Source organism: Pseudomonas sp. UTLPPB19802 (assembly GCF_059730225.1).
Genome location: NZ_AP048545.1, coordinates 1,048,856 through 1,073,606 on the forward strand (window position 1 = coordinate 1,048,856; position 24,751 = coordinate 1,073,606).

25 protein-coding genes are annotated in these 24,751 nt (G+C 63.3%); 14 read left to right on the top strand and 11 right to left on the bottom strand.

All coding sequences use genetic code 11. From position 1 onward, the window contains the following. The gene (locus AC6I6U_RS04700) at positions 1-222 is read left to right on the top strand and encodes a DUF1289 domain-containing protein (RefSeq protein WP_497882985.1); all 222 of its coding nucleotides are present in this window, start codon (positions 1-3) and stop codon (positions 220-222) included. Between the two features lie 142 nt (positions 223-364). After that, positions 365-778: a nucleoside diphosphate kinase regulator gene (gene rnk / locus AC6I6U_RS04705; RefSeq protein ID WP_497880880.1), complete on the top strand. Its 414-nt coding sequence runs from the start codon at positions 365-367 to the stop codon at positions 776-778. 6 nt (positions 779-784) lie between these two features. Here rnk and AC6I6U_RS04710 read toward each other — a convergent pair whose 3' ends face one another. The 3 genes from AC6I6U_RS04710 to AC6I6U_RS04720 all read right to left on the bottom strand — a co-directional run bounded on the left by AC6I6U_RS04710 (position 785) and on the right by AC6I6U_RS04720 (position 4,437). After that, the gene (locus tag AC6I6U_RS04710) at positions 785-3,631 is read right to left on the bottom strand and encodes a class I adenylate cyclase (protein WP_497880881.1); all 2,847 of its coding nucleotides are present in this window, start codon (positions 3,629-3,631) and stop codon (positions 785-787) included. Positions 3,632-3,799: 168 nt separating this feature from the next. Beyond that, entirely contained in the window at positions 3,800-4,045 is a 246-nt protein-coding gene (locus tag AC6I6U_RS04715) for a TIGR02647 family protein (RefSeq protein ID WP_497880882.1), read from the bottom strand. A gap of 107 nt (positions 4,046-4,152) precedes the next feature. Next, positions 4,153-4,437 carry a hypothetical protein gene (locus AC6I6U_RS04720; protein WP_497880883.1) on the bottom strand — a complete coding sequence of 95 codons (285 nt, stop codon included), beginning with the start codon at positions 4,435-4,437 and terminating at the stop codon, positions 4,153-4,155. Positions 4,438-4,563: 126 nt separating this feature from the next. On the opposite strand from AC6I6U_RS04720, the gene AC6I6U_RS04725 reads away from it, so the two are divergent. Then, positions 4,564-5,223: a glutathione S-transferase family protein gene (locus AC6I6U_RS04725; protein ID WP_497880884.1), complete on the top strand. Its 660-nt coding sequence runs from the start codon at positions 4,564-4,566 to the stop codon at positions 5,221-5,223. A 221-nt stretch (positions 5,224-5,444) separates the two neighbouring features. On the opposite strand, the gene argH is transcribed toward AC6I6U_RS04725, so the two are convergent. After that, positions 5,445-6,839, bottom strand: coding sequence for an argininosuccinate lyase (argH, locus tag AC6I6U_RS04730; protein ID WP_497880885.1), 1,395 nt, complete (start codon positions 6,837-6,839; stop codon positions 5,445-5,447). Between the two features lie 160 nt (positions 6,840-6,999). On the opposite strand from argH, the gene AC6I6U_RS04735 reads away from it, so the two are divergent. The 8 genes from AC6I6U_RS04735 (at position 7,000) to rsd (ending at position 14,440) form a co-directional block, all read left to right on the top strand. Continuing rightward, positions 7,000-8,082 (top strand): sensor histidine kinase, encoded by a 1,083-nt coding sequence (locus AC6I6U_RS04735; RefSeq protein ID WP_497880886.1) that lies wholly within the window; start codon positions 7,000-7,002, stop codon positions 8,080-8,082. Then, on the top strand, positions 8,079-8,825 hold the full coding sequence (locus AC6I6U_RS04740) for a LytR/AlgR family response regulator transcription factor (protein WP_497880887.1): 747 nt from the start codon (positions 8,079-8,081) through the stop codon (positions 8,823-8,825). The genes AC6I6U_RS04735 and AC6I6U_RS04740 overlap by 4 nt, the downstream gene beginning before the upstream one ends. Before the next feature lie 138 nt (positions 8,826-8,963). After that, entirely contained in the window at positions 8,964-9,905 is a 942-nt protein-coding gene (gene hemC, locus AC6I6U_RS04745; protein ID WP_497880888.1) for a hydroxymethylbilane synthase, read from the top strand. After that, entirely contained in the window at positions 9,902-10,669 is a 768-nt protein-coding gene (locus AC6I6U_RS04750; RefSeq protein WP_497880889.1) for a uroporphyrinogen-III synthase, read from the top strand. The genes hemC and AC6I6U_RS04750 overlap by 4 nt, the downstream gene beginning before the upstream one ends. A gap of 17 nt (positions 10,670-10,686) precedes the next feature. Further along, positions 10,687-11,814 carry a uroporphyrinogen-III C-methyltransferase gene (locus AC6I6U_RS04755; protein WP_497880890.1) on the top strand — a complete coding sequence of 376 codons (1,128 nt, stop codon included), beginning with the start codon at positions 10,687-10,689 and terminating at the stop codon, positions 11,812-11,814. Then, positions 11,811-13,049, top strand: a complete 1,239-nt coding sequence (locus AC6I6U_RS04760; protein WP_497880891.1) for a heme biosynthesis HemY N-terminal domain-containing protein — start codon at positions 11,811-11,813, stop codon at positions 13,047-13,049. The genes AC6I6U_RS04755 and AC6I6U_RS04760 overlap by 4 nt, the downstream gene beginning before the upstream one ends. A gap of 225 nt (positions 13,050-13,274) precedes the next feature. Next, entirely contained in the window at positions 13,275-13,787 is a 513-nt protein-coding gene (locus AC6I6U_RS04765; protein ID WP_497880892.1) for a disulfide bond formation protein B, read from the top strand. Between the two features lie 194 nt (positions 13,788-13,981). Continuing rightward, positions 13,982-14,440 carry a sigma D regulator gene (gene rsd / locus AC6I6U_RS04770; RefSeq protein ID WP_497880893.1) on the top strand — a complete coding sequence of 153 codons (459 nt, stop codon included), beginning with the start codon at positions 13,982-13,984 and terminating at the stop codon, positions 14,438-14,440. Positions 14,441-14,503: 63 nt separating this feature from the next. On the opposite strand, the gene AC6I6U_RS04775 is transcribed toward rsd, so the two are convergent. Continuing rightward, complete coding sequence (locus tag AC6I6U_RS04775; RefSeq protein WP_497880894.1) at positions 14,504-15,169, bottom strand: FKBP-type peptidyl-prolyl cis-trans isomerase; 666 nt, start codon at positions 15,167-15,169, stop codon at positions 14,504-14,506. A gap of 192 nt (positions 15,170-15,361) precedes the next feature. On the opposite strand from AC6I6U_RS04775, the gene AC6I6U_RS04780 reads away from it, so the two are divergent. After that, positions 15,362-16,531: an AlgP family protein gene (locus AC6I6U_RS04780; RefSeq protein WP_497880895.1), complete on the top strand. Its 1,170-nt coding sequence runs from the start codon at positions 15,362-15,364 to the stop codon at positions 16,529-16,531. Here AC6I6U_RS04780 and AC6I6U_RS04785 read toward each other — a convergent pair. Then, positions 16,528-16,992, bottom strand: a complete 465-nt coding sequence (locus AC6I6U_RS04785; RefSeq protein ID WP_497880896.1) for a TIGR02444 family protein — start codon at positions 16,990-16,992, stop codon at positions 16,528-16,530. The two genes, AC6I6U_RS04780 and AC6I6U_RS04785, sit on opposite strands and share 4 nt — an antisense overlap. Positions 16,993-17,042: 50 nt before the next feature. On the opposite strand from AC6I6U_RS04785, the gene AC6I6U_RS04790 reads away from it, so the two are divergent. Next, positions 17,043-18,953 carry an ATP-binding cassette domain-containing protein gene (locus AC6I6U_RS04790; protein ID WP_497880897.1) on the top strand — a complete coding sequence of 637 codons (1,911 nt, stop codon included), beginning with the start codon at positions 17,043-17,045 and terminating at the stop codon, positions 18,951-18,953. Positions 18,954-19,060: 107 nt separating this feature from the next. Continuing rightward, positions 19,061-19,693 carry a LysE family transporter gene (locus AC6I6U_RS04795; RefSeq protein ID WP_497880898.1) on the top strand — a complete coding sequence of 211 codons (633 nt, stop codon included), beginning with the start codon at positions 19,061-19,063 and terminating at the stop codon, positions 19,691-19,693. A gap of 60 nt (positions 19,694-19,753) precedes the next feature. On the opposite strand, the gene AC6I6U_RS04800 is transcribed toward AC6I6U_RS04795, so the two are convergent. The 5 genes from AC6I6U_RS04800 to AC6I6U_RS04820 all read right to left on the bottom strand — a co-directional run bounded on the left by AC6I6U_RS04800 (position 19,754) and on the right by AC6I6U_RS04820 (position 24,660). Further along, the gene (locus tag AC6I6U_RS04800) at positions 19,754-20,500 is read right to left on the bottom strand and encodes a penicillin-binding protein activator LpoB (protein ID WP_497880899.1); all 747 of its coding nucleotides are present in this window, start codon (positions 20,498-20,500) and stop codon (positions 19,754-19,756) included. 3 nt (positions 20,501-20,503) lie between these two features. Further along, positions 20,504-21,094: a penicillin-binding protein activator LpoB gene (lpoB, locus tag AC6I6U_RS04805; RefSeq protein WP_497880900.1), complete on the bottom strand. Its 591-nt coding sequence runs from the start codon at positions 21,092-21,094 to the stop codon at positions 20,504-20,506. Positions 21,095-21,135: 41 nt separating this feature from the next. After that, the gene (locus AC6I6U_RS04810) at positions 21,136-21,510 is read right to left on the bottom strand and encodes a YcfL family putative periplasmic lipoprotein (protein ID WP_017902616.1); all 375 of its coding nucleotides are present in this window, start codon (positions 21,508-21,510) and stop codon (positions 21,136-21,138) included. A gap of 17 nt (positions 21,511-21,527) precedes the next feature. Further along, positions 21,528-22,925, bottom strand: a complete 1,398-nt coding sequence (locus AC6I6U_RS04815) for a COG3014 family protein (RefSeq protein ID WP_497880901.1) — start codon at positions 22,923-22,925, stop codon at positions 21,528-21,530. Between the two features lie 385 nt (positions 22,926-23,310). Then, positions 23,311-24,660 carry a COG3014 family protein gene (locus tag AC6I6U_RS04820; RefSeq protein ID WP_497880902.1) on the bottom strand — a complete coding sequence of 450 codons (1,350 nt, stop codon included), beginning with the start codon at positions 24,658-24,660 and terminating at the stop codon, positions 23,311-23,313. Positions 24,661-24,751 lie beyond the last annotated feature (91 nt).

The window sequence follows — 24,751 nt, forward strand, 5'->3', positions numbered from 1 at the left end:
GTGACGCAGCCCGCCGCGCCCGCCAGGCCTCCAAAACCGCTGTACAGCAACGTCAGTCCGGCCGTGCCTTCGCCTTGCGTGAGCCTTTGCCGGCTCGATGAGCAGAAAGTTTGTATCGGCTGTTTTCGGCATGTCGAGGACATCCGCGAATGGCGCTCGGCGGATGATGCGCGTCGGCGGGTGATCTGCGAGCAGGCCAGCACGCGCAGGGCCCAGGCCTGAACCGCTCCAGGGCGGCTTGTGTATTTGCGCTGCTGTGGTAGTGTCCGGCTATGCCCCGCACTGACGTGGGGAATGAGAACCCCGCCTTATTAGTGGCGGGGTTTTGCTTTTATCGTGCAGAAAAAAGGAGTCTGCCTGGATCATGAGCACCGCACCTTCCATCATTCTTACCCGCCTCGACGTGCAGCGTCTGGAGCGCCTGATCGATAGCCTCGATGACTCGCTGCCGGGTGTCGTCGCGCTGCAGGCCGAACTGGACCGCGCGGAAAGCGTCGTGGGCCACGAAGAAGTGCCGGCCGGTGTCGTGACCATGAACTCGCGGGTTCATTGCCGCGAGGAAGGCAGCGGCAAGGACTACCGGCTGACCCTGGTCTACCCGCAGGACGCGAATGCCGACGAAGGCAAGATCTCGATTCTCGCGCCCGTCGGCAGCGCCTTGCTCGGCCTGCAGGTCGGCCAGCACATCAACTGGCCTGCGCCGGGTGGCAAGACCCTGAAACTGGCCCTGCTCGACGTCGAATACCAGCCGGAAGCCGCTGGCGACTATCACCTCTGACCGGCTTCAGGCCAGGTCCAGCGCGATATTCAGCGAGCTTTCCAGTTCGGCCTTGTAGCGCAGGTGCAGATTGGTCGAGCCGGAGCCCTCGCCAACCAGGCCGCTGAGGTCCAGGTCGGTTATATAGCAGCGGTAGCGCTCGATTTCGCGCCGCTGGTCGACGATCTCCCGGGCAACCGCGGTGTAAAGCTGGTTGCCATATTCCAGTTCGGAGAATTCCCGCTGGTTGCAGTACAGGGTGACCTGGACTTCGTCCGGGCCGGCCTTGCCGACGATCGCCTGGACGTCGTAGAACGGCTTGTTGACCGGCGTCTGCGGCGCTGGCCGGGACTCGACCCGCCGGGCCCGGCCGGGTGCCGAGGGCAGCAACTGGTAGTACAGGGTTTCCAGTGCCCTGGACGAGGCTGTCGAGTCCATCGGCATCAAGGCTTCGCGACGATAGAGAATCGACCGCAGGAAACGTTGCAGCGGCACCAGCAGGCTCTGTTCGTCGTGGAATGGCAGGCGCTGCTGCCACAGCGCATTGAATTCATCCAGCACATACAGGTCGGCCTGGTCTTCGTTGATCCGGTAGAACACCTGCACGCATTCGGGCTGGCCCATCGGCAGTATCAGGGCCAGGTCGTGTTCTTCCATGGCCCGCAGGTCCAGATGCAGCGGGCTGTAGGCCGACAGGTCGGTACTCAGGTAATCGAGCAGCATCGCGATACTGTCCAGGGCGATGTGGTTGACATGGCCGGGCACCAGTTCCAGTACATGGTAGTGCTGCTGGACCTGGACCAGATAACGATGATTGAGGTTGCCGAGCAGCAGTTCCTGGGCGGTGTTGAGCACTTCCTCGACGCGCTGGGCGATGAATTGCGCACGGTTGTGGCAGAAGCAACGCACCCGCAGTCGTGGCATGTCACGGCCCAGGGGCAGGTTGTTGAGGTAGTCGCGAATGCAGTCGAGCAGCGCGTGTGCGCCGTCGTAGCGGCTGATCAGTACCTCGTTCCAGCTGTTGAGCGTGACCTGGTCGAGTGTCAGGACCAGGTTTTCCCGGACACCGGCATAACTCAGGGAGTCGGTGCGCTCGGTGGTCATCAGGATATTCAGGTCTCGGTGATGCTTGAGCGGGTCGACGCCGACGTTGACCAGCAGCAACACCTCGCTCGGGATGCTGGGGCGCAGCAACTGCTCTTCGTCGACGCTGTTCAGCGGCAGGGCGATCACCTGTTGCAGGCTGCCGAGCAGGTTGAACAGTTCGAATTCGGTCAGGTCGCTGCTGCCGGGGTGCAGGGCCAGGCGGGTGCTGCTGTCGATCACCCCGTTGCGATGGCACCAGGTGAGCAGTTCGAGCAGTTCGCGGCTGCGCTTGAATGGGGCGAAATGCTCCCATTCCTGGGCACCCAGGCTGCCGTTGTACAGTCCCCAGTGGGTCTGTCCCGGCTCCTTGCGGTTGGGCGACTGGACCAGGGTGAGGGTGTCTTCGGCCAGGTCCGGGGCGATGCCGGGGTTGATGAATTCGATCTTGCCGGCCTTGCGTTCGAAGGCCGCGTAGAGCCGGCGACCGAGTACATTGAGGTCGCGCTTGTTGATCAGGCTGACCGCCTGCTCGGTACGGGCGAACTGGGTCAGGAAGCGGTAGCTGTAGTTCAGTTCATTGACCAGCGCGCGGCGTTCGGCGCTGACCTGGCGGACTTTCCACTGGCTGCGGCTGTCGAGCAACGTCAATTGCCGGCGATCCCAGCCCCATTCACCGGCCAGGCGGACCAGCAGCAGGCGCTGCCAACTGCTGTTGCGCGTATTGCCGCCGGTGAGCTTGCGGTTGACCTTCAGGTACAGGCTGCGTCGCACCAGTTCCAGGCGCTCCGGTTCGTTGCGGGCCTTGAGGTATTCCTCGATCCGGCGGTAGACCACGATATAGGGGTCCAGCTCGTCCAGGTCCAGCCGGTTGGCGAACACCGCCTGCTTGAAACGCAGGCTCAGGCATTCGACCTGTGGGTGCTCGCTGGCATAGACCTCGGTCAGCAGCAGCTTGAGCACCGACTTGTAGGGCGACTCGATGCCCTTGAACAATTGCCAGAGTCCGGCGCCGATGAATTCTCCCGGTGGAATGTGCGCCAGGTGGCCGAGGTCCAGGCACTCGTCGGCGCGGATGAAACGCTTGGACAGCAGGGTGTGGGTGTACTGGTCGTAGCGCGATTCTTCGTACACCGGTACCAGCCACCACAGCGGCGTGCGCCCGGCGAGCCAGATGGCAGTGCGATAGAACTCGTCCAGCAGCAGGTAGTGCTGGGTGGTGCCGCAGTCTTCCGAGCTCAATTGCGCATCGCGCTCGCCGCGGACGAAGCGCGCCGGGTCGATCAGGAAGAAGTGCGCCTCGGCGCCCTGGCTGGCGGCCCAGGCTTCGAGCAACTGGCATTTCTTGCGCAGTTCGGCCAATTCGCCCTGGCTCAGGTCGCTGGCGTGGCAGACCCAGAAGTCCATGTCGCTCTGGTCGGCCTGGGCCAGGGTGCCCAGGCTGCCCATCAGGAACAGGCCGTGGATGGGGCGCGGCAGGCTGCCGGGGCGGGTCTTGTAGGAAAAGGAACGGGTCAGGCGCTGGGCTTCGGCCAGGGCCGAGTCGTTCGGTTCGTAGTTCGACAGGCCGGCCGGGGTGCTGCCCGAAACGTAGCCGGGCAGCAGCGGGTGATTAACGTGAAAGAACAGCGGCAGTACGTTCAGCACCACCTGTTGGCGCGGCGACAGGCCTTCCAGCGCACGCTCCATGCGGCCCTGGTTGAGCTTGAGGAAGCGTGAACGCAGTTGGTTGAGCACCTGGCGGTCGATGCCCTCGTCCAGGTTAGGGCGTATTTCATGGGTGCGCGTCATCAGCTTGCGGCGCTCAACAGTAGGAAATATCTGAAGGATTGCAGTTTACAGGCTAAGCGGGCGCCGCTTTAAGCTGAATTTGTCGATGGATACCAGATTGCCAAATCGCTGGTCATGACGAGCCCGCGCAGTCCATTCGGACGAGGACCGCGTGGGCGTTGTGCAGGGTCAGGCAGCTTCCTTGACGCTCAGGATGGTCAGCAGGCCCTGGGCGTGCTCGGCAGCATCGCGGCCCAGGCTGGTCAGGTAGCCACCATCGACCTGGGTGATCAGTTCCTTGTCGAACAGGCGTCTGGCGGCGGCAATGGCGGATGGGGCGGCAGTCTGATGAATTTTCAGGCCCTCCTGGGAACTCCCCAGGTTGAACAGTGCAAGGATTTCCAGTTCGGCAACCAACTCAGGGGTATACGACATAAGGACTCCAGACTTTCAGGAATTATTATCGGGCGACAGCACTACTAAGGTGATCCCACTTGCCCGGCCTGTCCAGTGTCCAGGCGTTTTCAGTGTAGACGGGAAACTCATTCCTTCTCGGGTGGCAGCTCGGGCAATTTGCGCAGGGCCGTTTCGTACCACTCACTGTCGAACGGACGGTCTTCGTCGAGCATTGCATCGATCTCTACCGCCAGCACGTGGGCCATCAGGTTGAGAATCTCGTCGCGCTCGTAGCCGACCAGGGTCAGCTTGTTGAAGGTGGCCTTGGCGGCCGGCGGGTTGTCGCTCTCGATCTGGTTCTCGATGGCCTGGACCAGGGTGGTCTCGGCGAACGCTTCGTCGTCGTTGTCGATATCGCTTGGCTCGCTCATGGCAGGCTCCTTGGGGGAAAGATCGCCAGTCTACCCGCATTGGGCGGGATCATGCTGCTGGTTAATTTTTATCCAGTGCACTATAAATGCCTGCGCCAACCCCCCGCACGGCCTGGAGGCTCTGTGATGCTCAAGCTTTATGGATTTTCGGTCAGCAACTACTACAACATGGTCAAGCTGGCCCTGCTGGAAAAAGGACTGCCCTTCGAGGAAGTCGCCTTCTACCCCGGACAAAGCCCGGAAGCCCTGTTGATCAGCCCGCGCGGGAAAGTACCGGTGCTGGGGGTGGAGCAGGGCTACATCAACGAAACCACGGTGATTCTCGAGTACCTGGAAGACACCCAGGGCGGCAAGCCGCTGCTGCCGCGTGAGCCGTTCCAGCGGGCGCAGGTGCTGGCGCTGGCCAAGGAAATCGAGTTGTACATCGAACTGCCGGCGCGGGCCTGTTTTGCCGAGGCGTTCTTCGGCACGCCGGTACCGGAGGCGATCAAGGAAAAGACCCGTGGTGAATTGCTGCTCGGCTTTGCCGCGCTCAAGCGCCATGGCAAGTTCGCGCCTTATGTGGCGGGCAGCGAGTTCAGTGTGGCGGACCTGTATTTCCTCTACAGCGTCGACCTGGCCTGTGCGGTGGGTGGCAAGCTGTTCGGCATCGACCTGCTGGCGGACATGCCGGAGGCGAAGGTGTTGCTGGAGCGGTTGCAGCAGAGCGAGCACGCCAGGCGGATCGCGGCGGACAAGGAGGCGGCGATGCCGGCGTTCCTGGCGATGATTGCGGCGAAGAAATAGCCGTGCAGTTTACCGGCTGAAGAGCCTTGCCCGGCTACTTGTGGTGAGCGGGCTTGCCCGCGCTGGGGCGCAAAGCGGCCCCAGCCCCGGCGAACGCATTTTTCCTGAAAATCCACGATTGCAGGAATTGGGGCTGCCGCGCAGCCCAGCGCGGGCAAGCCCGCTCGCCACGAATTGGCTCGGCATTAAAAGGCCTGTGTCGCCACAGGCCCTGATGCGGGTCAGCGGCTGGCGAGCAGGGCCTGGCCGCGGGCGACCGCTGCCTTGACCTGGGCCGGGGCGGTGCCGCCGATGTGGTCACGGGCGTTGACCGAGCCTTCCAGGGTCAGCACGGCGAACACGTCCTGCTCGATTTGGTCGCTGAACTGGCGCAGTTCTTCCAGGCTCATTTCCGCCAGGTCCTTGCCGGTTTCCACGCCGTACTTCACCGCATGGCCGACGATCTCGTGGCAGTCACGGAACGGCAGGCCACGGCGTACCAGGTAGTCCGCCAGGTCGGTGGCGGTGGAGAAGCCGCGCAGGGCCGCTTCGCGCATCACCGCGTGCCTGGGCTTGATCGCCGGGATCATGTCGGCGAACGCGCGCAGCGAATCACGCAGGGTGTCGGCAGCGTCGAACAGCGGTTCCTTGTCTTCCTGGTTGTCCTTGTTGTAGGCCAGTGGCTGGCCTTTCATCAGGGTCAGCAGGCCGGTCAGCGAACCGAACACCCGGCCGGTCTTGCCGCGAACCAGCTCCGGCACGTCGGGGTTTTTCTTCTGGGGCATGATCGAGCTGCCGGTGCAGAAGCGGTCCGGCAGGTCGATGAACTGGAACTGGGCGCTGGTCCACAGCACCAGCTCTTCGGAGAAACGCGACAGGTGCATCATCGCGATGCTGGCCGCCGAGCAGAACTCGATGGCGAAGTCACGATCCGAGACGTTGTCCAGGGAGTTGCCGCCAACGGCCTCGAAGCCCAGCAACTGCGCGGTGTACTCGCGGTCGATCGGGTAGGTGGTGCCTGCCAGTGCGGCGCTGCCCAGGGGCATGCGGTTGGTGCGCTTGCGGCAGTCGACCAGGCGCTCGTAGTCACGGCTGAGCATTTCGAACCAGGCCAGCAGATGGTGGCCGAAGGTCACCGGCTGGGCGGTCTGCAGGTGGGTGAAGCCGGGCATGATGCTGCCGGCCTCGCGTTCGGCCTGTTCCAGCAGGCCCTGTTGCAGGCGGGTGATTTGCGCCAGAATCAGGTCGATCTCGTCCCGCAGCCACAGGCGGATGTCGGTGGCGACCTGGTCGTTGCGGCTACGCCCGGTGTGCAGCTTCTTGCCGGTGATGCCGATGCGGTCGGTCAGGCGCGCCTCGATGTTCATGTGCACGTCTTCCAGGTCGATGCGCCAGTCGAAATTGCCGGCCTCGATTTCGCCCTGGATGGTGGTCAGTCCGTCGATGATGCTGTCGCGCTCGGCATCGGTCAGCACACCGACCTTGGCCAGCATCGTCGCATGGGCGATCGAGCCCATGATGTCGTGGCGGTAGAGGCGCTGGTCGAACGTGACGGAGGCGGTGAAGCGGGCGACGAAGGCGTCGACCGGCTCGCTGAAACGGCCGCCCCAGGACTGATTGGTCTTGTCGGTGCTCATGAATTCGCTCGTGATCTGCTGAAGATGGATTGCCGGAAAAATTGTTGCCGATCATAGCAGGGTTGCTCCGGCTGGGGCTGACGCCGGTCGTGCGGTTTTTATTTCGACCGAATCGGTCGCATGGCTTGTCGCCGACAGCACAGACGTCGACACTGGTGGCATGTCGAACTCACGAACGAACACCGGGCGTGATGCGCCCGTGACACCGGAATTCTTCCTGCCGGAGCTCTGCCTGCCAGAAGCACTGCTGGTGCTGGTGGTATTGGCCGAGCTGCTGGTGTTGGTGCTGGTACTCAGTGAACCGATGCCCGCCGGTTTCGACTGGATACGCCTGGCGCTGACGTCGCTGTATGTGCAGTGGATCGTGCTGTTGTCGGCAGCGGTACTGTGCGCCGCCCGGGCCTGGCTGGCGCGCTTGCGGCCGGGGGTGGCCGGGGTGTTGTGTTGTGCCCTGGTGGTCGGCCTGACGCTGATTTGCACCGCCCTGACCGAGTACTTCTCACTCGTGACCACCCAGGCCGACAGCGGCAGTGCCGGTCGCTATCTGCGCCATGCGCTGATCAGTCTCATCATGTCGGCGCTGATGCTGCGCTATTTTTACCTGCAGAGTCAGTGGCGTCGCCAGCAGCAGGCAGAGTTGCAGGCGCGGCTGGAGGCGTTGCAGGCGCGGATTCGGCCACACTTCCTGTTCAACAGCCTGAACAGCATCGCCAGCCTGGTGGCCAGTGATCCGCGCCAGGCCGAGCAGGCGGTACTGGACCTGTCCGACCTGTTCCGGGCCAGCCTGGCGAAGCCGGGAAACCTGGTGACCTGGCGCGAAGAACTGGAATTGGCGCAACGATATTTGTCGATCGAACGCTATCGTCTTGGCAACCGTCTACAGTTGGACTGGAGGGTCGGCACAATTCCGGAGGATTTGCCGATCCCGCAACTGACCTTGCAACCTTTACTGGAAAACGCCCTGATCCACGGCATCGCCCCGCGTGTCGAAGGTGGGGTGGTCAGGGTCGAAGCCGACTATGAAGAGGGAGAGTTCGTATTGTGTATCAGCAATCCCTATGACGACGCTGCCGTGCAGCAGGTGTCCAGCGGTACTCACCTGGCACTGGTGAACATTGGTGCTCGACTTGCGGCACTTTTTGGGCCTCGCGCTAGTCTTAGCGTGGACCGCCGTGACGGCCGTCACTTCACCTGTCTACGCTATCCTTGTGCGAGACTCACTCAGGAATCCAGCGCAATATGAATGTCCTGATCGTTGATGACGAACCCCTGGCCCGCGAACGCCTGACCCGTCTGGTTGGCGAACTCGAGGGTTACAGTGTACTGGAGCCCAGCGCCACCAATGGCGAAGAGGCATTGGCCCTGATCGACAGCCTCAAGCCGGATATCGTCTTGCTCGATATCCGCATGCCGGGCCTGGATGGCCTGCAGGTGGCTGCGCGCCTGTGCGAACGCGAAACCCCGCCCGCGGTGGTGTTCTGCACAGCCCATGACGAGTTCGCCCTGGACGCGTTCCAGGTCAGCGCCGTGGGCTACCTGGTCAAGCCGGTGCGTCCCGAACACCTGCTCGAGGCCTTGAAGAAGGCCGAGCGACCCAATCGTGTGCAACTGGCCGCACTGACCCGGCCGGCGGCGGAGAGCGGTACCGGGCCGCGGACCCATATCAGCGCCCGGACCCGCAAGGGGATCGAGTTGATTCCGATCGGCCAGGTCATCTACTTCATCGCCGACCACAAGTACGTGACCCTGCGCCACGAGGGGGGCGAGGTGCTGCTCGATGAGCCGCTCAAGGCCCTGGAAGACGAGTTCGGCGAGCGCTTCGTGCGTATCCACCGCAACGCGCTGGTGGCCCGTGACCGGATCGAGCGCCTGCAACGTACGCCGCTGGGGCACTTCCAGCTGTTCCTCAAGGGGCTCAATGGCGATGCGTTGATCGTCAGCCGGCGGCATGTCGCCGGTGTGCGCAAGATGATGCAGCAGCTTTGACCCGGGGCTTGCAACAGGCCCCGTGGTTCGCCCGTCCACTGTTCCAGGCCAGGGAGGCTGCGGACTTCCTGATACAAGTCAAAGCTGGCTGGGCCGAACTGTTATTATCTGCCGTATCTATTCAGTACGGACCGATCCATGTCTTCTCGCGAAATCCGCATCGCTACCCGTAAGAGCGCGCTCGCCCTGTGGCAGGCCGAATACGTCAAGGCCCGCCTGGAACAGGCTCATCCGGGGTTGCAGGTGACCCTGGTGCCGATGGTCAGCCGTGGCGACAAGCTGCTCGACTCGCCCCTCTCGAAAATCGGCGGCAAGGGCCTGTTCGTCAAGGAGCTGGAAACCGCCCTGCTCGAGAACGAGGCGGATATCGCCGTGCACTCGATGAAGGACGTGCCGATGGACTTTCCCGAGGGGCTCGGCCTGTTCTGCATCTGCGAGCGCGAAGACCCCCGCGATGCCTTCGTTTCCAATACCCATGCCAGCCTGGATGCCCTGCCGGCCGGAGCCGTGGTCGGCACGTCGAGCCTGCGTCGCCAGGCACAACTGCTGACCCGCCGGCCCGATCTGCAGATCCGCTTCCTGCGCGGCAACGTCAATACTCGCCTGGCCAAGCTCGACGCCGGCGAGTACGACGCGATCATCCTGGCCGCGGCGGGGCTGATTCGCCTCGGTTTCGAAGACCGCATCACCTCGGCCATCAGCATCGAGGACAGCCTGCCAGCGGGCGGTCAGGGCGCCGTAGGCATCGAGTGCCGTAGCGCCGACAGCGAGATCCATGCGCTGCTCGCACCCTTGCATCATGCGGACACGTCCGTGCGGGTCACGGCCGAGCGCGCCTTGAACAAGCACCTCAATGGCGGCTGCCAGGTGCCGATCGCCTGCTACGCAGTGCTGGAAGGCGAGCAGGTCTGGCTGCGTGGCCTGGTCGGCCAACCCGCTGGCGGCCTGTTGCTGAGCGCAGAGGCCCGCGCGCCACGGGCGGACGCCGAGGCCCTGGGGGTTCGGGTTGCTGAAGACCTGCTGGGGCAGGGCGCCGACGCCATTCTCAAGGCGGTCTATGGCGAGGCCGACGGCGAATGAGCGGCTGGCGTCTGCTGCTGACGCGGCCGGCGGAGGAGTCGGCTGCGCTGTCGGCGACATTGGCCGAAGCCGGGGTCTTCAGCAGCGCCCTGCCATTGCTGGAGATCCAGCCGCTGGCCATTGAAGGGGCCGAGCTGAGCAAGATTCTCGAACTGCCTTACTATTCGGCGGCCATCGTCGTCAGCAAGCCGGCTGCGCGCCTGGGCCTGGACCTGGTCGATCGCTACTGGCCGCAGCCGCCGATGCTGCGCTGGTTTACCGTGGGCGCCGCAACGGCGGGCCTGCTGGACGACTATGGCCTGCGCGTGTACTACCCGGCCGAGGGTGACGATAGTGAAGCCTTGCTGGAGCTGCCGGCCTTGCAGGAGGCGTTGGCCCAGCCCGAGCCGCGCGTGCTGATCCTGCGTGGCGAGGGTGGGCGAGAGTTGCTGGCCGAGCGTTTACGCGCCCAAGGTGCTAGTGTCGACTATCTGGAATTGTACCGCCGTCTCCTGCCCGAGTACGCCGACGGCACCCTGGCCCGGCAGATCCATGCGGAACGCCTGAACGGGCTGGTGGTCAGCAGTGGGCAGGGTTTTGAACACCTGCGGCAGGTGGCGGGGGCGAATTGGCCTGAATTGGCCCGCCTGCCGTTGTTTGTTCCCAGTCCCCGGGTGGCGCAGATGGCTCGCACTGCCGGGGCGGAATATGTTGTGGATTGTCGTGGTGCCAGTGCCACGGCCTTGCTGGCGGCGCTACAGGAGCACCCTGTACCCGCTTTCTGAATGCAAAGGATGGACACGTGAGCGAAACAGCCTTGCCAAAAGAACAAGCTCAACCGGCGCCCGAGACGCCGGCCAAACCGCCGGCGGCGCCTGTCGAGCGCCGTGGCAACGGCCTGGCGATCCTCGCCTTGCTGCTGGGTGCCGCCGGTGTGGCAGCCGGTGGCTGGGGCGTCTGGCAGGTGCGCAACCTGCAGGCCAATCACCAGCAACAGAGCGGACAACTGCAGGACCTGGGCAACCAGGCGCAGTCGCTCAAACTCAGCGAGCAGCAATTGATGACGCGCCTGGACCAGCTGCCCGGGGCCTCCGAACTGGAGGATCGGCGTCGCCTGGTGGCGCAGTTGCAGGGGGACCAGCAGCGGCTGAGCCAGCGTCTGGAAAGCGTGCTGGGAGCCAGCCGCAAGGACTGGCGCCTGGCCGAGGCCGAGCACCTGCTGCGCCTGGCGACGCTGCGCCTGTCCGCCTTGCAGGACGTGACCAGTGCACTGGCGCTGGTGCAGGGCGCGGACGAAATCCTGCGTGAGCAGAACGATCCAGGTTCGTTTGCCGCCCGCGAACAACTGGCCAAGAGCCTGGCGGCGTTGCGCAGTACCCAGCAGCCGGACCGCACCGGGTTGTTCCTGCAATTGGGTGCGCTGCGTGACCAGGTCACCCAGCTCAATGAGCTGGCACCGGAATACAAGGATCGCGGCGATTCGTTGCTGGGCCTGACTTCCGACGGCGACGGGGCCAGCCGCTGGGCCCAGTGGTGGGATGAGATCTCGCGCTACATCCGCATCGACTTCAACGCCAACAAGAACATTCGTCCATTGCTGGCCGGGCAGAGCCTGACCCAGGTCCGCCTGGCCCTGAGCCTGGCGCTGGAACAGGCACAATGGGCCGCGCTGAACGGACAGTCCGAGGTGTATACCCAGGCCCTGACCGAGGCTCGTGACGTGTTGACCGGCAGCTTTAATGCGGACAACCCGCAGAGCAAGGTCATGGTCGAGCAACTCAGCGAGTTGAGCAAGAAGCCGGTGACCGTGCTGACTCCCGACCTCGCCGCGACCCTCGGTGCAGTCCAGGCCTACCTTGAGCGTCGGCATGTGGAAACCGAGACGCCGGTGCGCGACGAGGCGAGTCCGGCGCAGGAGACCAGCCGATGAAGCGCTTCATCGCGATTGCACTGCTGGTCGCCGCCGTGGCAGGTCTGGTGGGTTACGCGATCTACCGGCACGCCGGCTACGTATTGATTGCCTACGACAGCTTCCGTTACGAATCCAGCCTGTGGGCATTCCTCGCGGTGCTGTTGTTGCTGTGGCTGGTCTACCGGCTGCTGAAGTTCCTGGTGGGCCTGGTCACGGCGTCCAGTTCTGCGGCCAATCCCTGGTCCCGGCGCAACCGCAGCCGGCGGGTTCAGTTGGCGATCGAACAAGGCCAGATGGACCTCGCCGAAGGCCGCTGGGCCAGCGCGCAGAAGCATCTGCACCGGGCCGCCGAGGCAGAACGCCAGCCCTTGCTCTACTACCTGGGCGCGGCCCGCGCGGCCAACGAGCAGGGCAAGTATGACGAGTGCGACAGCTTGCTTGAGCGTGCCCTGACCCGTCAGCCGCAGGCCGAGCTGGCGATCGCCCTGAGTCACGCGCAGTTGCAAGTGGACCGTGGCGATACCGAAGGTGCCTTGAGTACCCTGCAGGCCATGCATGACCTGCATCCCCACAGCGTCCAGGTGCTGCGTCAATTGCAGCGCCTGCACCAGCAGCGGGGCGATTGGTCGGCGGTGGTTCGGCTGCTGCCGGAACTGCGCAAGGACAAGGCGCTGCCGCCAGCCGAACTGGCGGAGCTGGAGCGGCGGGCCTGGGGTGAAAACCTTGGTTTGGCGGTACGTCGCGAACAGGATGGCGAGGCTGGGCTGCAATCCCTCGAACGCGCCTGGCAACAGTTGTCCTCGGCCCAGCGGCAGGAACCACAACTGGTCCTGGCCTATGCCGAGCAACTGCGCCAGCTGGGGGCGGATGGCGAGGCCGAGGAGGCGTTGCGTACGGCGCTCAAGCGCCAGTACGACAGCCATCTGGCGCGGTTGTACGGGCTGGTGCGCGGACGTGATCCGGTGCGTCAGTTACAGGCTGCCGAGGGCTGGCTCAAGGATCATCCGGCCGATGCCAGCCTGCTGTTGACGCTGGGCCGCCTGTGCCTGCAGAGCAGCCTGTGGGGCAAGGCCCGGGATTACCTGGAAAGCAGCCTGCGGGTGCAACGCAATCCGGAAGCCTGTGCCGAACTCGCCCGGCTGCTGGCCCAGTTGGGTGATACCGACCGCAGCAACCAGCTGTTCCAGGAAGGGCTCGGGCTGCTCGACGAACGTCTGCTCGCGCGACCGTTGCCGGCTCCGGCCAGCGCCTAGCGGCCAGAAAAGGGCGGGAGCCTGTGGCAGGCACCCGTCCCGGGCTCCAGATCCATTTCCCTGTAATGCCTTGATACCGAAATCCTACTTATCACGTAATGATTTCGTCGGATTCCTATTGGTAATTCCTTACAGGCTTGAGGAATTATCTGCTCTGGCTCGCCTTGAAAGGGCCGCAGCCTTTCCTCTACCGTAACTGCCTGTCTCTCCTGTTACGGAAAAGCCATGTTCTTGGCCCGCTCACGCTCTCTGTTCTCCCTGGCTTTACTGGCAGCGGTCCCGGTCATGGGGGCGTCGTTGTACCTGGAGTATCAGGTCGGATTGGAGCCCTGTTCCTTGTGCGTGGCCCAGCGGTTGTTTCTCGCCGGCTTCTGCCTGGTGAGCCTGCTCGGTGCGCTGCACGGACCGGCGCGTATCGGTCGCCGGGTGTATGGCGGGCTGGGATTGTTGTTCGCCCTGGCGGGGGCGGCCACAGCGACCCGCCAGGTCCTGTTGCAGCAGGTACCCCCGGAGGAACTCATGATCTGCCAACCTGGCCTGCAGTGCCTGATGCAGCAGGTTTCTCCATTCAAGGCACTGCAACTGATGTTTCGGGCCACGGCCGAATGCGCGCAAATCCACTGGACGCTGTTTGACCTGAGCATTCCCGAATGGAGCCTGCTGGCCTTTGTCGGCATGAGCCTGGTGGCGATCTGTCAGATAGTCGGCCCGGTTGTCGGGGCCAGGCGACGCGCCTGAAGCGACCGGCAGTCGCCCCTGGGGATTAAACGCTTGTATGAACTTTATCACCTGCGTACCTTGAAGCAGCTGTCGTGCGGGCATAATCTGGCCCGCACGCATTATCGCAAACCAGGTTGCCCTGTTTGGCCAAGTCAGGAGCCTCGGCGGAAGCGAGGTATCGGGCGGCATGACCCTGAAGGGAAGAAATCACCATGCTCGAAAGTTGTCAGAATGCTCAGGAACGTTGGGGTGGAGTGCACCTGCTGATCGATCGCTGGTTGCAGGATCGTCACGAACTCGTGCGGGCCTACGATGCTCTCGGAGCCGAGCCCGGCGCCCTGGCGGACAGTCGCCAGCCACTGCAGGAATTCTGCGGAGTCCTGGTGGACTATGTGTCGGCGGGGCACTTCGAAATCTATGAGCAGCTCACCAGCGAAGCCAAGGCCTTTGGCGACCAGCGCGGATTGAAGCTGGCCGATACGATCTACCCGCGTATCGACGTGATCACCGAAAAGCTGCTGGCGTTCAACGATCTGTGTGACGCCGGCAAGTGCGTGGCGGAAAAATTCAAGGAGCTTGGCGGCCTGTTGCATGAGCGCTTCGAGCTTGAAGATTGCCTCATCGAAGTGCTGCACAATGCGCACAAGGAAGAGGTTGTCGCCCAGGCTTGAGCGCTAGCGGGCTCCTCATGAAAACGGTGCGCATGGCGCACCGTTTTTCGTTTCGGCTGGGGTTCAGTTGGCGACGCCGAGCAGTTCGATATCGAATACCAGCGGGGTGTAGGGGGCGATCAAGTCACCGGCACCGTCCGCGCCATAGGCTTGGGCGGATGGCAGCACCAGGCGCCATTGGGCTCCGACCTGCATCTGGGGCAGGGCGCTGCGCCAGCCATTGATCACGCTGTCCAGGCGAAACCACTGCGGCTGATTGTTCTGGTCGAAGATCGTCCCATTGGGCAGATGCCCCACATAACGCACCTGTACTCGGCCATTGGCCGCGACCTTTTCGCCGGTGCCCGTTTTCAATTCGGTCACCAGGATGCCGTCGGCCAACTCGCGCACACCCGGCTTGGCTTTTTCTTCAGCGAGGAATTTCCTCTCGGCCTCGAGGGCGATCTCGCTTTGTGGTTGCGCTGGGGGCTCGGCGTTCTGCGCTTCGTGAGCGGCGAGGATCTGTTCGATCCGCTCACTCTTGAGGGCCAGGGGCTTGCCCTGGTAGGCCTGCTGCAAACCGTCGACCAGTGCCTTGAGCTGCAGGTCCGGCACCTCCTGGCGCAAGCGTTCGCCAAGGCTGGCGCCGAGGCTGTAGGCAAGGTCATGGGCGTCGTCGGCTTTTTCTTCCGGTGCGCCGTGGGCCAGTGGCAGGACAAGACACAGCGACAACATTAGGTAACGCGACATGGGAACTCTCCGACCTGAGACCGGACGGATTATGCCAGTGCCGCACGCTGCTTGTTCGTCTCTGCGAGTGAACCTCTACAACATTTTTTGTCGCATGCAACGTCGGCCCCTCAATACTGTCAACATGCCCTAGCGGCGGTAGTCACAGAAGGTCTAGTATGAGCCGCACTCACGTCAGCCAGGAGGTAAACCATGTCGGCCACCAAGAAGCCTGTAAATACTCCGTTGCACTTACTTCAAAACTTGTCGGGCAGCCTGCTCGAACATTTGGAAAACGCTTGTTCCCAAGCCCTGGCTGATGCTGAAAAACTGCTCGCCAAACTGGAAAAACAACGCGGCAAGGCCCAGGAAAAACTGCACAAGTCCCGCACCAAATTGCAGGACGCCGCCACTGCCGGCAAAGCCAAGGCGCAAGCCAAGGCCAAGGCTGCTGTCGGTGAGCTGGAAGAGCTGCTCGACAAGCTGAAAACCAGCCAGTCGGAAACTCGTGCCTATATCCTGCAACTCAAGCGCGATGCACAGGAAAGCCTGAAGTTGGCGCAAGGCATTGGCCGTGTGAAGGAAGCGGTGACCAAGGCACTGTCGACCCGTGAGGCCAAGCCAGCTGCACCCGCCAAAGCGGTCGCCAAGCCAGCCGCAAAACCTGCTGCGAAACCAGCCGCTGCCAAGACCGCTGCCGCCAAGCCAGCTGCGAAACCAGCCGCTGCTAAAACTGCTGCCGCCAAGCCAGCTGTGAAACCAGCCGCTGCCAAGACCGCTGCCGCCAAGCCGGCTGCCAAACCAGCCGCTGCCAAGACTGCTGCCGCCAAGCCGGCTGCCAAACCAGCCGCTGCCAAGACTGCTGCCGCCAAGCCAGCAGCCAAACCGGCCTCTGCTAAACCCGCTGCGGCCAAGCCAGCTGCGAAACCAGCCGCTGCTAAAACTGCTGCTGCCAAACCAGCTGCTGCTAAAACTGCTGCCGCCAAGCCAGCAGCCAAACCGGCCGCTGCTAAACCCGCTGCCGCCAAGCCAGCTGCGAAACCAGCCGCTGCTAAACCTGCTGCCGCCAAACCAGCTGCGAAACCAGCCGCTGCCAAGACTGCTGCCGCCAAGCCAGCTGCGAAACCAGCCGCTGCTAAACCTGCTGCTGCCAAGCCTGCAGCCAAACCGTCCGTAGCCAAACCTGCTGCCGCGAAACCAGCGGCCAAGCCAGCCGCGAAACCTGCTGCAGCCAAACCTGCTGCTGCCGCCAAGCCGGCAACTTCGGCAGCCGCTCCAGCCGCACCTGTTTCGGCTCCAGCTGCTTCCACTGCTCCAGCCGCAGCCCCTGCTGCCCCAGCGACCACCCCGGCCGCCAGCAGCACCCCTACCAGCGCTTCCTAAGCCTGGCTCACCACGACGCGCAGCTTATGCAGCGCGTCGTGGCACAGGCGGGCGGCCTCGCTGGCCGTACCTTCCAGCCACATTGCCAGGTCGTCGGCAGCATCACGTGGCCAATCCCGACTCAACGCCTCAAGACGCCGCAGCGATTGCTGCTCAGCCTCCAATTCGAGCGCCTTGACCTTGTCCCGCAACACTTTCAATTCGCTGTCCTGCAAGGCCATGGCCCGCCATTGACCGCGCAGTTGCCGTAGTGGCTGCACCACCTGTTCGTGCCAGGGTTGCGCGACCTGACGCAGGCTCGCCAGCCGCTCAGGCGTGCACTCGACGCCACGGGCTCCGAGCCACGCCGCGCAGAGCAGCAGGCAGACATTCGCCCCCTGTTCTTGCAGTGTCAGGCAGGCCTGCTCCACGTCAGGCTTGGCGTAAATATCCAGGGAAAACGTCCACAGGTCAGCATGCATGGTGAGATCCGCGCCAGTTGCGAGGGAAGCTGGTAGACTCCGCCGCCATTATGATTCGACTTCAGAACCTGACTTTACAGCGTGGCCCGCAACGTCTGCTAGAAGACGCCGAGCTGACCCTGCACGCCGGCCAGAAAGCCGGCCTGATCGGTGCCAACGGCGCCGGCAAATCGAGCCTGTTCGCCCTGTTGCGGGGTGAGCTGCACCCGGACTCGGGTGACTGCTTCCTGCCGGCCGATTGGCGTATCGCCCACATGCGCCAGGAGGTCGATACCCTCGAACGCCTGGCGGTCGACTATGTGCTTGACGGCGACGTGCGCCTGCGCCAGGTGCAGCGCGACCTCGCAGCCGCTGAAGCGGCCCATGACGGCGCCGCCCTGGCCCGCCTGCATTCGGAACTCGACAGCGCCGATGGCTACACCGCCGATGCCCGAGCCCGCAAGCTGTTGGCTGGTCTCGGGTTCACCAATGAACAGATGGATCGTCAGGTCGGAGATTTCTCTGGCGGATGGCGGATGCGTCTGAACCTGGCGCAGGCCTTGATGTGCCCGTCGGATCTGCTGCTGCTCGACGAACCGACCAACCACCTCGATCTCGACGCGATCATCTGGTTGGAAGACTGGCTCAAGAGCTACCCCGGCACCTTGCTGCTGATCTCCCACGACCGCGACTTCCTCGATGAAGTGGTCGATCACGTGGCTCATGTCGACCAGCGCAAACTGGTGCTCTACCGTGGCGGCTACACCGCATTCGAGCGTGCCCGTGCCGAGCGTCTGGCCCAGCAGCAACAGGCCTACGAGAAGCAACAGGCGCAGCGTGCGCACATGGAAAGCTACATCGCCCGCTTCAAGGCCCAGGCCACCAAGGCCCGTCAGGCGCAGAGCCGGATCAAGGCCCTGGAGCGGATGGAGGAGCTGTCGGCAGCCCATGTCGATTCACCGTTCGACTTCACCTTCCGCGAGTCGCACAAGATCTCCAGCCCGTTGCTGGATCTTTCCGATGCGCGCCTGGGCTACGGCGAGAAAACCATTTTGGAGAAGGTCAAGCTGCAACTGACCCCAGGTGCGCGGATCGGTCTGCTCGGCCCCAACGGCGCGGGCAAGTCGACCCTGATCAAGAACCTCGCCGGCGACCTGTCGCCGCTGTCGGGCCGTCTGACCCGCGGCGAGAACACCGTGGTCGGCTACTTCGCCCAGCACCAGCTCGATTCGCTGGATGCCAAGGCCAGCCCGTTGCTGCACTTGCAACGCCTGGCTCCGACCGAGCGTGAGCAGACCCTGCGCGACTTCCTTGGCGGTTTTGATTTCCGTGGCGCGCGTATCGACGAGCCGGTGCTGAACTTCTCCGGTGGCGAGAAAGCCCGGCTGGCCCTGGCGCTGATCGCCTGGGAGCGGCCGAACCTGCTGCTGCTCGACGAACCGACCAACCACCTGGATCTGGAAATGCGCCTGGCACTGACCATGGCCCTGCAGGAATTCAGCGGCGCGGTACTGGTGGTTTCCCACGACCGTCATCTGCTCAAGAGCACCACCGACAACTTCTTCCTGGTCGCCGACGGCAAGGTCGAGGAGTTCGACGGTGACCTGGATGACTACGCCCGTTGGCTGGTGGAATATCGCCAGCGCAATGCGCCGGTCAGCAACACGCCGGTCAATCCCGACAAGACCGACAAGAAGGCCCAGCGCCAGGCTGCGGCTGCGTTGCGTCAGCAGTTGGCACCGCACAAGCGTGAGGCCGACAAGCTCGAAGCCGAGCTGGGCAAGCTGCATGAGCGCCTAGCGAAGATCGAGACGAGCCTGGGCGACAGCACACTCTACGAGGCCGCCCGCAAGGATGAGCTGCGGGACTTGCTGGCTGAGCAGGCCAAACTGAAAGGACGCGAATCCGAACTGGAAGAAGCCTGGATGGCGGCCCTGGAGTTGTTGGAAAGCATGCAGGCTGAGCTGGAGGCGTTGTCCTGACGGACGCGCCGACGCTGCCGCTACCGGCAGGGCAAGAAAACGGTGGTCAAGTCCACGGCTTCGGATTAGCTTAGAGGTTTGTTACAACTCTATATCCGAGGTGCGTGATGCTGCTTGAGACATGGCTGGCCTTTTTTGCTGCATGCTGGGTGATCAGCCTGTCTCCGGGAGCGGGCGCGATCGCCTCGATGTCCAGCGGCCTGCAATACGGCTTCCTGCGCGGCTACTGGAACGCCCTCGGCCTGCAACTGGGCCTGGCGGCACAGATCGCGGTGATCGCCGCCGGTGTCGGGGCGATCCTGGCAGCGTCCTCCACAGCCTTCTATGCCATCAAGTGGTTTGGCGTGGTCTACCTGGTTTATCTGGCGGTCAAGCAATGGCGTGCGCTGCCCAGCGACATGACCGAGGAGGCGACGATCCGTCCGGTCGGCAAGCCGCTGACCCTGATGTTCCGTGGTTTCCTGGTCAACGTCAGCAACCCCAAGGCGTTGGTGTTCATGCTCGCGGTGCTGCCACAGTTTATCGATCCCCATGCGCCGCTGGTGCATCAGTACCTGATTCTCGGTGTCACCATGATCGGTGTCGACATGATCGTCATGGCCGGTTACACGGGGCTGGCGGCCAAGGTCCTGCGTCTGCTGCGCACGCCTCGGCAGCAGCGCCGGATGAACCGCACCTTTGCCGGGTTGTTCGTCGGGGCGGCGGGTTTCCTCGCTACCCTGCACAAGGCCACGACTTGAGGCGGGATCAAGCAAAGAAAAAGGCGACCTTGATGGTCGCCTTTTTTGTACTGCCCAGGATTACTGCAGAATCCGCGCCGGCTGATCCGGTGGCAGGTTGTTGCGTTGCAGGGGTGGACGCGTATCCGGATACATGTCCGGTCCGCCCAGTTGCATGCTCAACTGCCGCGCGACATCTTCGCCCAGGGACTTGGAGACATCGCGTACCACCCGTGGACGGTTCAGCGATACGCGGATATCCCGGCTGTTGACCAGCTTGGTGTCCTGGCCTTCACCCATGGCGGTGAACGCCGAGGTGATCTCGTAGGTGCGGGTGTTGATCAGGCTGAAGTCACCCACCAGCGTCAGGCCCAGCACCGCCGAGTAGCTGTTGGTGTTGGCCAGCTCATTGATGTCCTGGGTGAAGTCGATATCCGACACGGTACCGAACAGCACGTAGTCGGCGCCCTTGAAGCTGCCGCCCTTGATCCGCTTGATGACGTCGTAGACGTCACCCTTGGAGTTGGACGTGTAGGGCGTGCCCTGGACCAGCTGGAACATGCCGCTGCGCAGGATCTCGCCCTTGATATCGCCGGTGAACTTGCGCAGTTCGCCCTGCTCGATATAGCTGCTGCGGCTTTCATACTCGTCGTAGCTCGCCGAGCCGGACGCGCCGTAGTAGCTCTGCTGGTAGTTGCCGCGCGCCGAGACGCTGCGGATGTACTGTTCCACCTGCGCCTGGTACGCCAGGTCGGCCACCGCGACCTTCGGCGCAGCCTGCACGCCAAGGGCCCAGGCCAGGCCGATAATGCCAATCCATGCTCGCATTGATTAACGCTCCGTGGTTTTGCGAATCTCTTTCTCGTCCATCCATTCGGCCAGGCCGCTTTCGACGTCGATCAGTTGCAGGCTGAACTTGTAGAACACGTCCTTGTAGTCGCTGCTGCGCTTGACGATCGAGCTGATCGAGCCTTCCAGGCGGTACTTGGCGGCGATCATGTTGCCGGTCTTGCTGACGGTGCTCTTCTTGTACAGGCCGCTCTGGTTCTGCAGCTTGAGCTGGTCGACCTGGCTCTGCATCTCGGTGTTGTCGCTGGCGAAGCGGGCAGTGCCGGACTTCATCAACTGGGTCTTGATCGAGGTGGTGATCTCGCGGGTATCGATGTATTCGCTGGTCTTGTTCTTCACGTCATACACCTGGACCACCGGACGGCCTTGCAGCACGCCGGACTGGGCGAGGGAACGGGTCATGGACTCGGCGATCATCTGCAGGTCGGTGGAGCCGAACTCGTTGGTGACCAGCTCGACGGCCTTGGTGTCGCCGTAGCTGATGTTCTTGCCGCCGAGGACCGGCGAAGTGTTCTGGGCGCAGCCGCTGGCCAGCAGGGCGACAACGGCGAGGAGCGAAAAGCGTGCAAACATGGAGAGGTTCTCTTCAAGGGGGCGCAAGGGGTGGCTTCGCATCAAGGTGTCTTGACTTCGAGACGGAAGTCGACAGCCTTCGGCGTCGGGGCGATGGCGGGCAGGAAGGTGCTCTGGGCGCCATACAGGCTCAGGGTCTTCCAGGTTTCCTCATCGGCGACCGGGAAGCCGTCGTTGCCCAGCCAGGCGAAGCGGTAGTACATCATCTTGTTCTTGGTGCGGGTGTTGCTCAATTGCACCTTGACCGTCAGGAAGCCGTTTTCCCGGGCAACGCGAATGGCGCCCACCTGGATGTCTTCCATTTCGCCCATGGCGACGATCTTGCTCGCGGCGCTGCCCGGCGCCGGTGGCGGCGGAGGGGTGGCGCAGCCGGCCAGCAGGGCCAGGGCCACTACAGCGGTCAGTTTGAAACGCATGGAAAAAGACTCCGTTCTCAAGGTTGTTTGATAGTGGCGACGGCGGTCGGGTTGGCGCTCGGAATTCGTTGCGCCGCCAGGCCGCTGGTGAATACCTGGTTACCGATGGCACGCAGGCTGATGACCTGATAGCGCTGGTCGATCGTGACCTTGACCAGCGAGCCGCCGACCGCGCTTGGCAGCGAGACCTGGTGCTCGCCTTTCTTCAGGCGCAGGCGGACCACCTGGGTGGTGTCCGGCAGGGTGCGCCAGGTGCGCGTGTCGGCACCTTCGAGCACGGCGGAGGTGATACCCACGGCCAGGCCCGCCATCGGATTGACCTTGTTCAGATTTTTCTGGGCGATGCCCCGGCTGATCGCCCGTACGCTGGTGCGCAGGATGATGCCGGGCATATCGTCGCGCAGGGCGCGGCTGGACATGGCGGTGATGCTGTTGAGGGCCGTCAGGTTGACCTGCTGGCCATCGACGCCGATCTGGCTGAAGCCTGGGGTCGAGGTGTCGGCCTTGATGATCGGGAACGACAGCGGGGTGATGACCACGTTATCGGAAATCAGCAGCGGCAGCGGGATGCGGATCGAGTCGCGGGCCGGTGCCAGGCCGCTCTGCACGACGATCAGGATGTCGCTGTCATCGTCCTTGCCGGCCGGCTTGTCGAGATTGACCAGGGCCTGTTCGAGCAGCGGGGTGTTGGGACGCAGCTCGGCCGCCTGGCGATAGCCCGGTGCGGCCAGGTCCTTCTCGCCGAGGGCCTCATAGACATAGCCGGCGAGGTAGTGACTGAAAGCGCTCTGGTAGCTGTTCTTCAGGCTGACCACTTCGGGAGCGTCGAGGCTGGCCACCGGGTAGCCCTTGAGGTCCTTGTACTGGGTCTTGATGCCTTCCTTGCCAGCTTCCTCCTCGCGCTTGAGGTATTCCTTGTCGCGCAGTTCGGCGATCACGGCTTCGCGCTCGTGAGTCTTCTTGATCGCGGTGCGGGCGCTCTCGAAGTCGTTGGTGGCAAGGAAGTTCAGGGCCATCTGGGTGGTCAGCATGACCTTTTCGTAGTCATAGCCTTCGTAGCGACGGACCTTGTCGTTGACCAGGAAACTGCCGAACTGGGCAGCGTACTTGGCGTAGTCGAGCTTGACCGCATCCTCCCACTGACCCACCACCTGGTCGGCACTGCCCCAGGCCTTCTGGCTACCGGGGATGTCGCCCTTGGCCCGCAGCAGTTCGCCTTTCTCGAAAAAGTACAGCAGGTCGCGGTCTTCGCCCGTGTTGTTCTTTTCCAGCAGCGACAGGGCGCCATCGACATTGCCGGAGGCCAGTTGCTGGTTGGTCTGTGCCAACTCGCTGTCGTAGTTGCGGAACACCGAACAGCCGGACAGCAGGGTCACGGCCCCAAGGGCGATAAAAAGGCGGGTGCTGGGTGTCATGAGCGACATCTTCCCTGATGGTGAGAGAGCAGCCGGAGGGCGGGTCTGGCTGAATGAACCCATTGACAGGGGAAGGCGTCCCCGACAATTCCTCATTAAAAGAGGAGCTTTTATTGCGTTTGCCCATAACACCGGCGCGGCATTATAGGCAGCGACTGCTGGCTATGTAATAGCTTTTTGCTCCAATTTGATGGCTCATCGGGGTGCCGCAAGTGCGCGGCACCTGATCACGTTAAAGGTCCGCGAGCTGCGGCGTCGACGTGGCGTGGGACGAACATCGCGTAGGAGCCTACAACTGCCCCTGCGGGACAGATCTGGCGGTCTGTAGGTGGTTGCGCTGTTACCGTTGTCTGCGCCTGGGTGGCTTACCTTCGCGCAGGAAACTTCAGGGCTTTGCTTGGGCCGGTTGAATGGCGTAGCCGCTGGTGAACACCCGCTCGCCGATAAGCCGCAGGCCGATCACCTGGAACGGTTGGTCGATGTTGAAGGAGACCGTTGCGGCCCGGGCCAGGCGGAGTTGATGCAGCCCCGGCTTGAGCCGCAGGCGGGCGACCAGCGTGTTGTCCGGCAGGGTACGCCAGGTGCGGGTGTCGGCCTGCTCAAAGGGCGAGTCGGTAACCTGCTTGGCCTGCTTCGGGTTTTTCTTGTTGTCGATAGCCTGCACCTCTGCGCTGGCGGTCGCGCGTAGCCGGGTGCGTTGAATGATGCCCGGCATATCATCCCGCAAAGTGCGTAGGGACATGTCGGTGATGCTGTTGAGCAGGGTCAGTGGCTGCTTGCGTCCGTCGATGCTGACGGAGCCTGGCCGGGCCGTGGCGTTGTCTGGCACGAGGATGGGGAAGGACACCACGGAGGTGATGGTCTGGCCGTCATTCATCGCTACGGGGAAGGGCAGGCGTACTGAACTGCGGGCCGGTGCCAGGCCGGTCTGGACGATGATCAGCACGTCGCTGCCGTCCGCCGTCTGCGGTGGCTTGCCGAGGTTCGCCAGGGCCTGTTCGAGAAATGCCGTGTTCGGCCGCAGTTCGATGGCCTGGCGGTAACCGGGTGCCGCCAGGTCACGTTCGCCCAGTGCCTCGTAGGTGAAGCCGGACAGGTAATGGCTGAACGCACTCTGGTAGCCATTTTTCAGGGCCAGTACCTGCGGAGCATCGAGGATCTGCACCGGGTAGCCCTGCAGGTTCTTGTAGCGCAGGTCGATGCCCTGTTTGCGCGCCTCGGTCTCCAGGCGCAGATACTCCTTGTCGCGCAGTTCGGCGATCTGCGTTTCGCGATCGTGGGTTTTCCTGATATCGACGCGGGCACCGTCGAAGTCGTTCAGCGCCAGGCGGTTGAGGGCCATCTGCGTGCTCAGCATGACCTTTTCGTAGTCGTAGCCGTCGTAGCGGCGGATCTTGTCGTTGATCGCCAGGGTGGCGAGGCTGGCGAAAAACTTGACGTAGTCGATGTCCGTCGAGTCTTCGCGCACCAGCACCGCGCGGTCCGCCGCCCGCCAGGCCTCCTCGCTGGCGGCCAGGTCGCCCTTGGCCCGCAGCAGTTCGCCCTTCTCCATGTAGTACAGCAGGTCCTTCTCCTCGCCGGGGTTGTGGCGTGCGAGCAGATACAGGGCCTGGTCGACCTGGCCGGCGCTCAACTGCTCGTTGGTCAACTGCATTTCGGCGTTGTAGTCGCGGTAGATCGCGCAGCTGCCCAGCAGGCAGCAGAACATCAGGGGGATGAGCAGGCGCCAGACCATGGTTTTTACTGTCTTCCTTGCGGGTGTTTGAAGCGGCTATTTGTCCCTTTGCGCGCGCAACCCTTGAGTGAGGCGCGGTGAGAGGGAACAA

Bases quoted from the DNA above. Each gene is read 5' to 3' on its own strand.
- rnk (WP_497880880.1), top strand. From the start codon at position 365: ATGAGCACCGCACCTTCCATCATTCTTACCCGCCTCGACGTGCAGCGT.
- AC6I6U_RS04710 (WP_497880881.1), bottom strand. From the start codon at position 3,631: ATGACGCGCACCCATGAAATACGCCCTAACCTGGACGAGGGCATCGAC.
- AC6I6U_RS04715 (WP_497880882.1), bottom strand. From the start codon at position 4,045: ATGTCGTATACCCCTGAGTTGGTTGCCGAACTGGAAATCCTTGCACTG.
- AC6I6U_RS04720 (WP_497880883.1), bottom strand. From the start codon at position 4,437: ATGAGCGAGCCAAGCGATATCGACAACGACGACGAAGCGTTCGCCGAG.
- AC6I6U_RS04725 (WP_497880884.1), top strand. From the start codon at position 4,564: ATGCTCAAGCTTTATGGATTTTCGGTCAGCAACTACTACAACATGGTC.
- argH (WP_497880885.1), bottom strand. From the start codon at position 6,839: ATGAGCACCGACAAGACCAATCAGTCCTGGGGCGGCCGTTTCAGCGAG.
- AC6I6U_RS04735 (WP_497880886.1), top strand. From the start codon at position 7,000: ATGTCGAACTCACGAACGAACACCGGGCGTGATGCGCCCGTGACACCG.
- AC6I6U_RS04740 (WP_497880887.1), top strand. From the start codon at position 8,079: ATGAATGTCCTGATCGTTGATGACGAACCCCTGGCCCGCGAACGCCTG.
- hemC (WP_497880888.1), top strand. From the start codon at position 8,964: ATGTCTTCTCGCGAAATCCGCATCGCTACCCGTAAGAGCGCGCTCGCC.
- AC6I6U_RS04750 (WP_497880889.1), top strand. From the start codon at position 9,902: ATGAGCGGCTGGCGTCTGCTGCTGACGCGGCCGGCGGAGGAGTCGGCT.
- AC6I6U_RS04760 (WP_497880891.1), top strand. From the start codon at position 11,811: ATGAAGCGCTTCATCGCGATTGCACTGCTGGTCGCCGCCGTGGCAGGT.
- AC6I6U_RS04765 (WP_497880892.1), top strand. From the start codon at position 13,275: ATGTTCTTGGCCCGCTCACGCTCTCTGTTCTCCCTGGCTTTACTGGCA.
- rsd (WP_497880893.1), top strand. From the start codon at position 13,982: ATGCTCGAAAGTTGTCAGAATGCTCAGGAACGTTGGGGTGGAGTGCAC.
- AC6I6U_RS04775 (WP_497880894.1), bottom strand. From the start codon at position 15,169: ATGTCGCGTTACCTAATGTTGTCGCTGTGTCTTGTCCTGCCACTGGCC.
- AC6I6U_RS04780 (WP_497880895.1), top strand. From the start codon at position 15,362: ATGTCGGCCACCAAGAAGCCTGTAAATACTCCGTTGCACTTACTTCAA.
- AC6I6U_RS04785 (WP_497880896.1), bottom strand. From the start codon at position 16,992: ATGCATGCTGACCTGTGGACGTTTTCCCTGGATATTTACGCCAAGCCT.
- AC6I6U_RS04790 (WP_497880897.1), top strand. From the start codon at position 17,043: ATGATTCGACTTCAGAACCTGACTTTACAGCGTGGCCCGCAACGTCTG.
- AC6I6U_RS04795 (WP_497880898.1), top strand. From the start codon at position 19,061: ATGCTGCTTGAGACATGGCTGGCCTTTTTTGCTGCATGCTGGGTGATC.
- AC6I6U_RS04800 (WP_497880899.1), bottom strand. From the start codon at position 20,500: ATGCGAGCATGGATTGGCATTATCGGCCTGGCCTGGGCCCTTGGCGTG.
- lpoB (WP_497880900.1), bottom strand. From the start codon at position 21,094: ATGTTTGCACGCTTTTCGCTCCTCGCCGTTGTCGCCCTGCTGGCCAGC.
- AC6I6U_RS04810 (WP_017902616.1), bottom strand. From the start codon at position 21,510: ATGCGTTTCAAACTGACCGCTGTAGTGGCCCTGGCCCTGCTGGCCGGC.
- AC6I6U_RS04815 (WP_497880901.1), bottom strand. From the start codon at position 22,925: ATGACACCCAGCACCCGCCTTTTTATCGCCCTTGGGGCCGTGACCCTG.
- AC6I6U_RS04820 (WP_497880902.1), bottom strand. From the start codon at position 24,660: ATGGTCTGGCGCCTGCTCATCCCCCTGATGTTCTGCTGCCTGCTGGGC.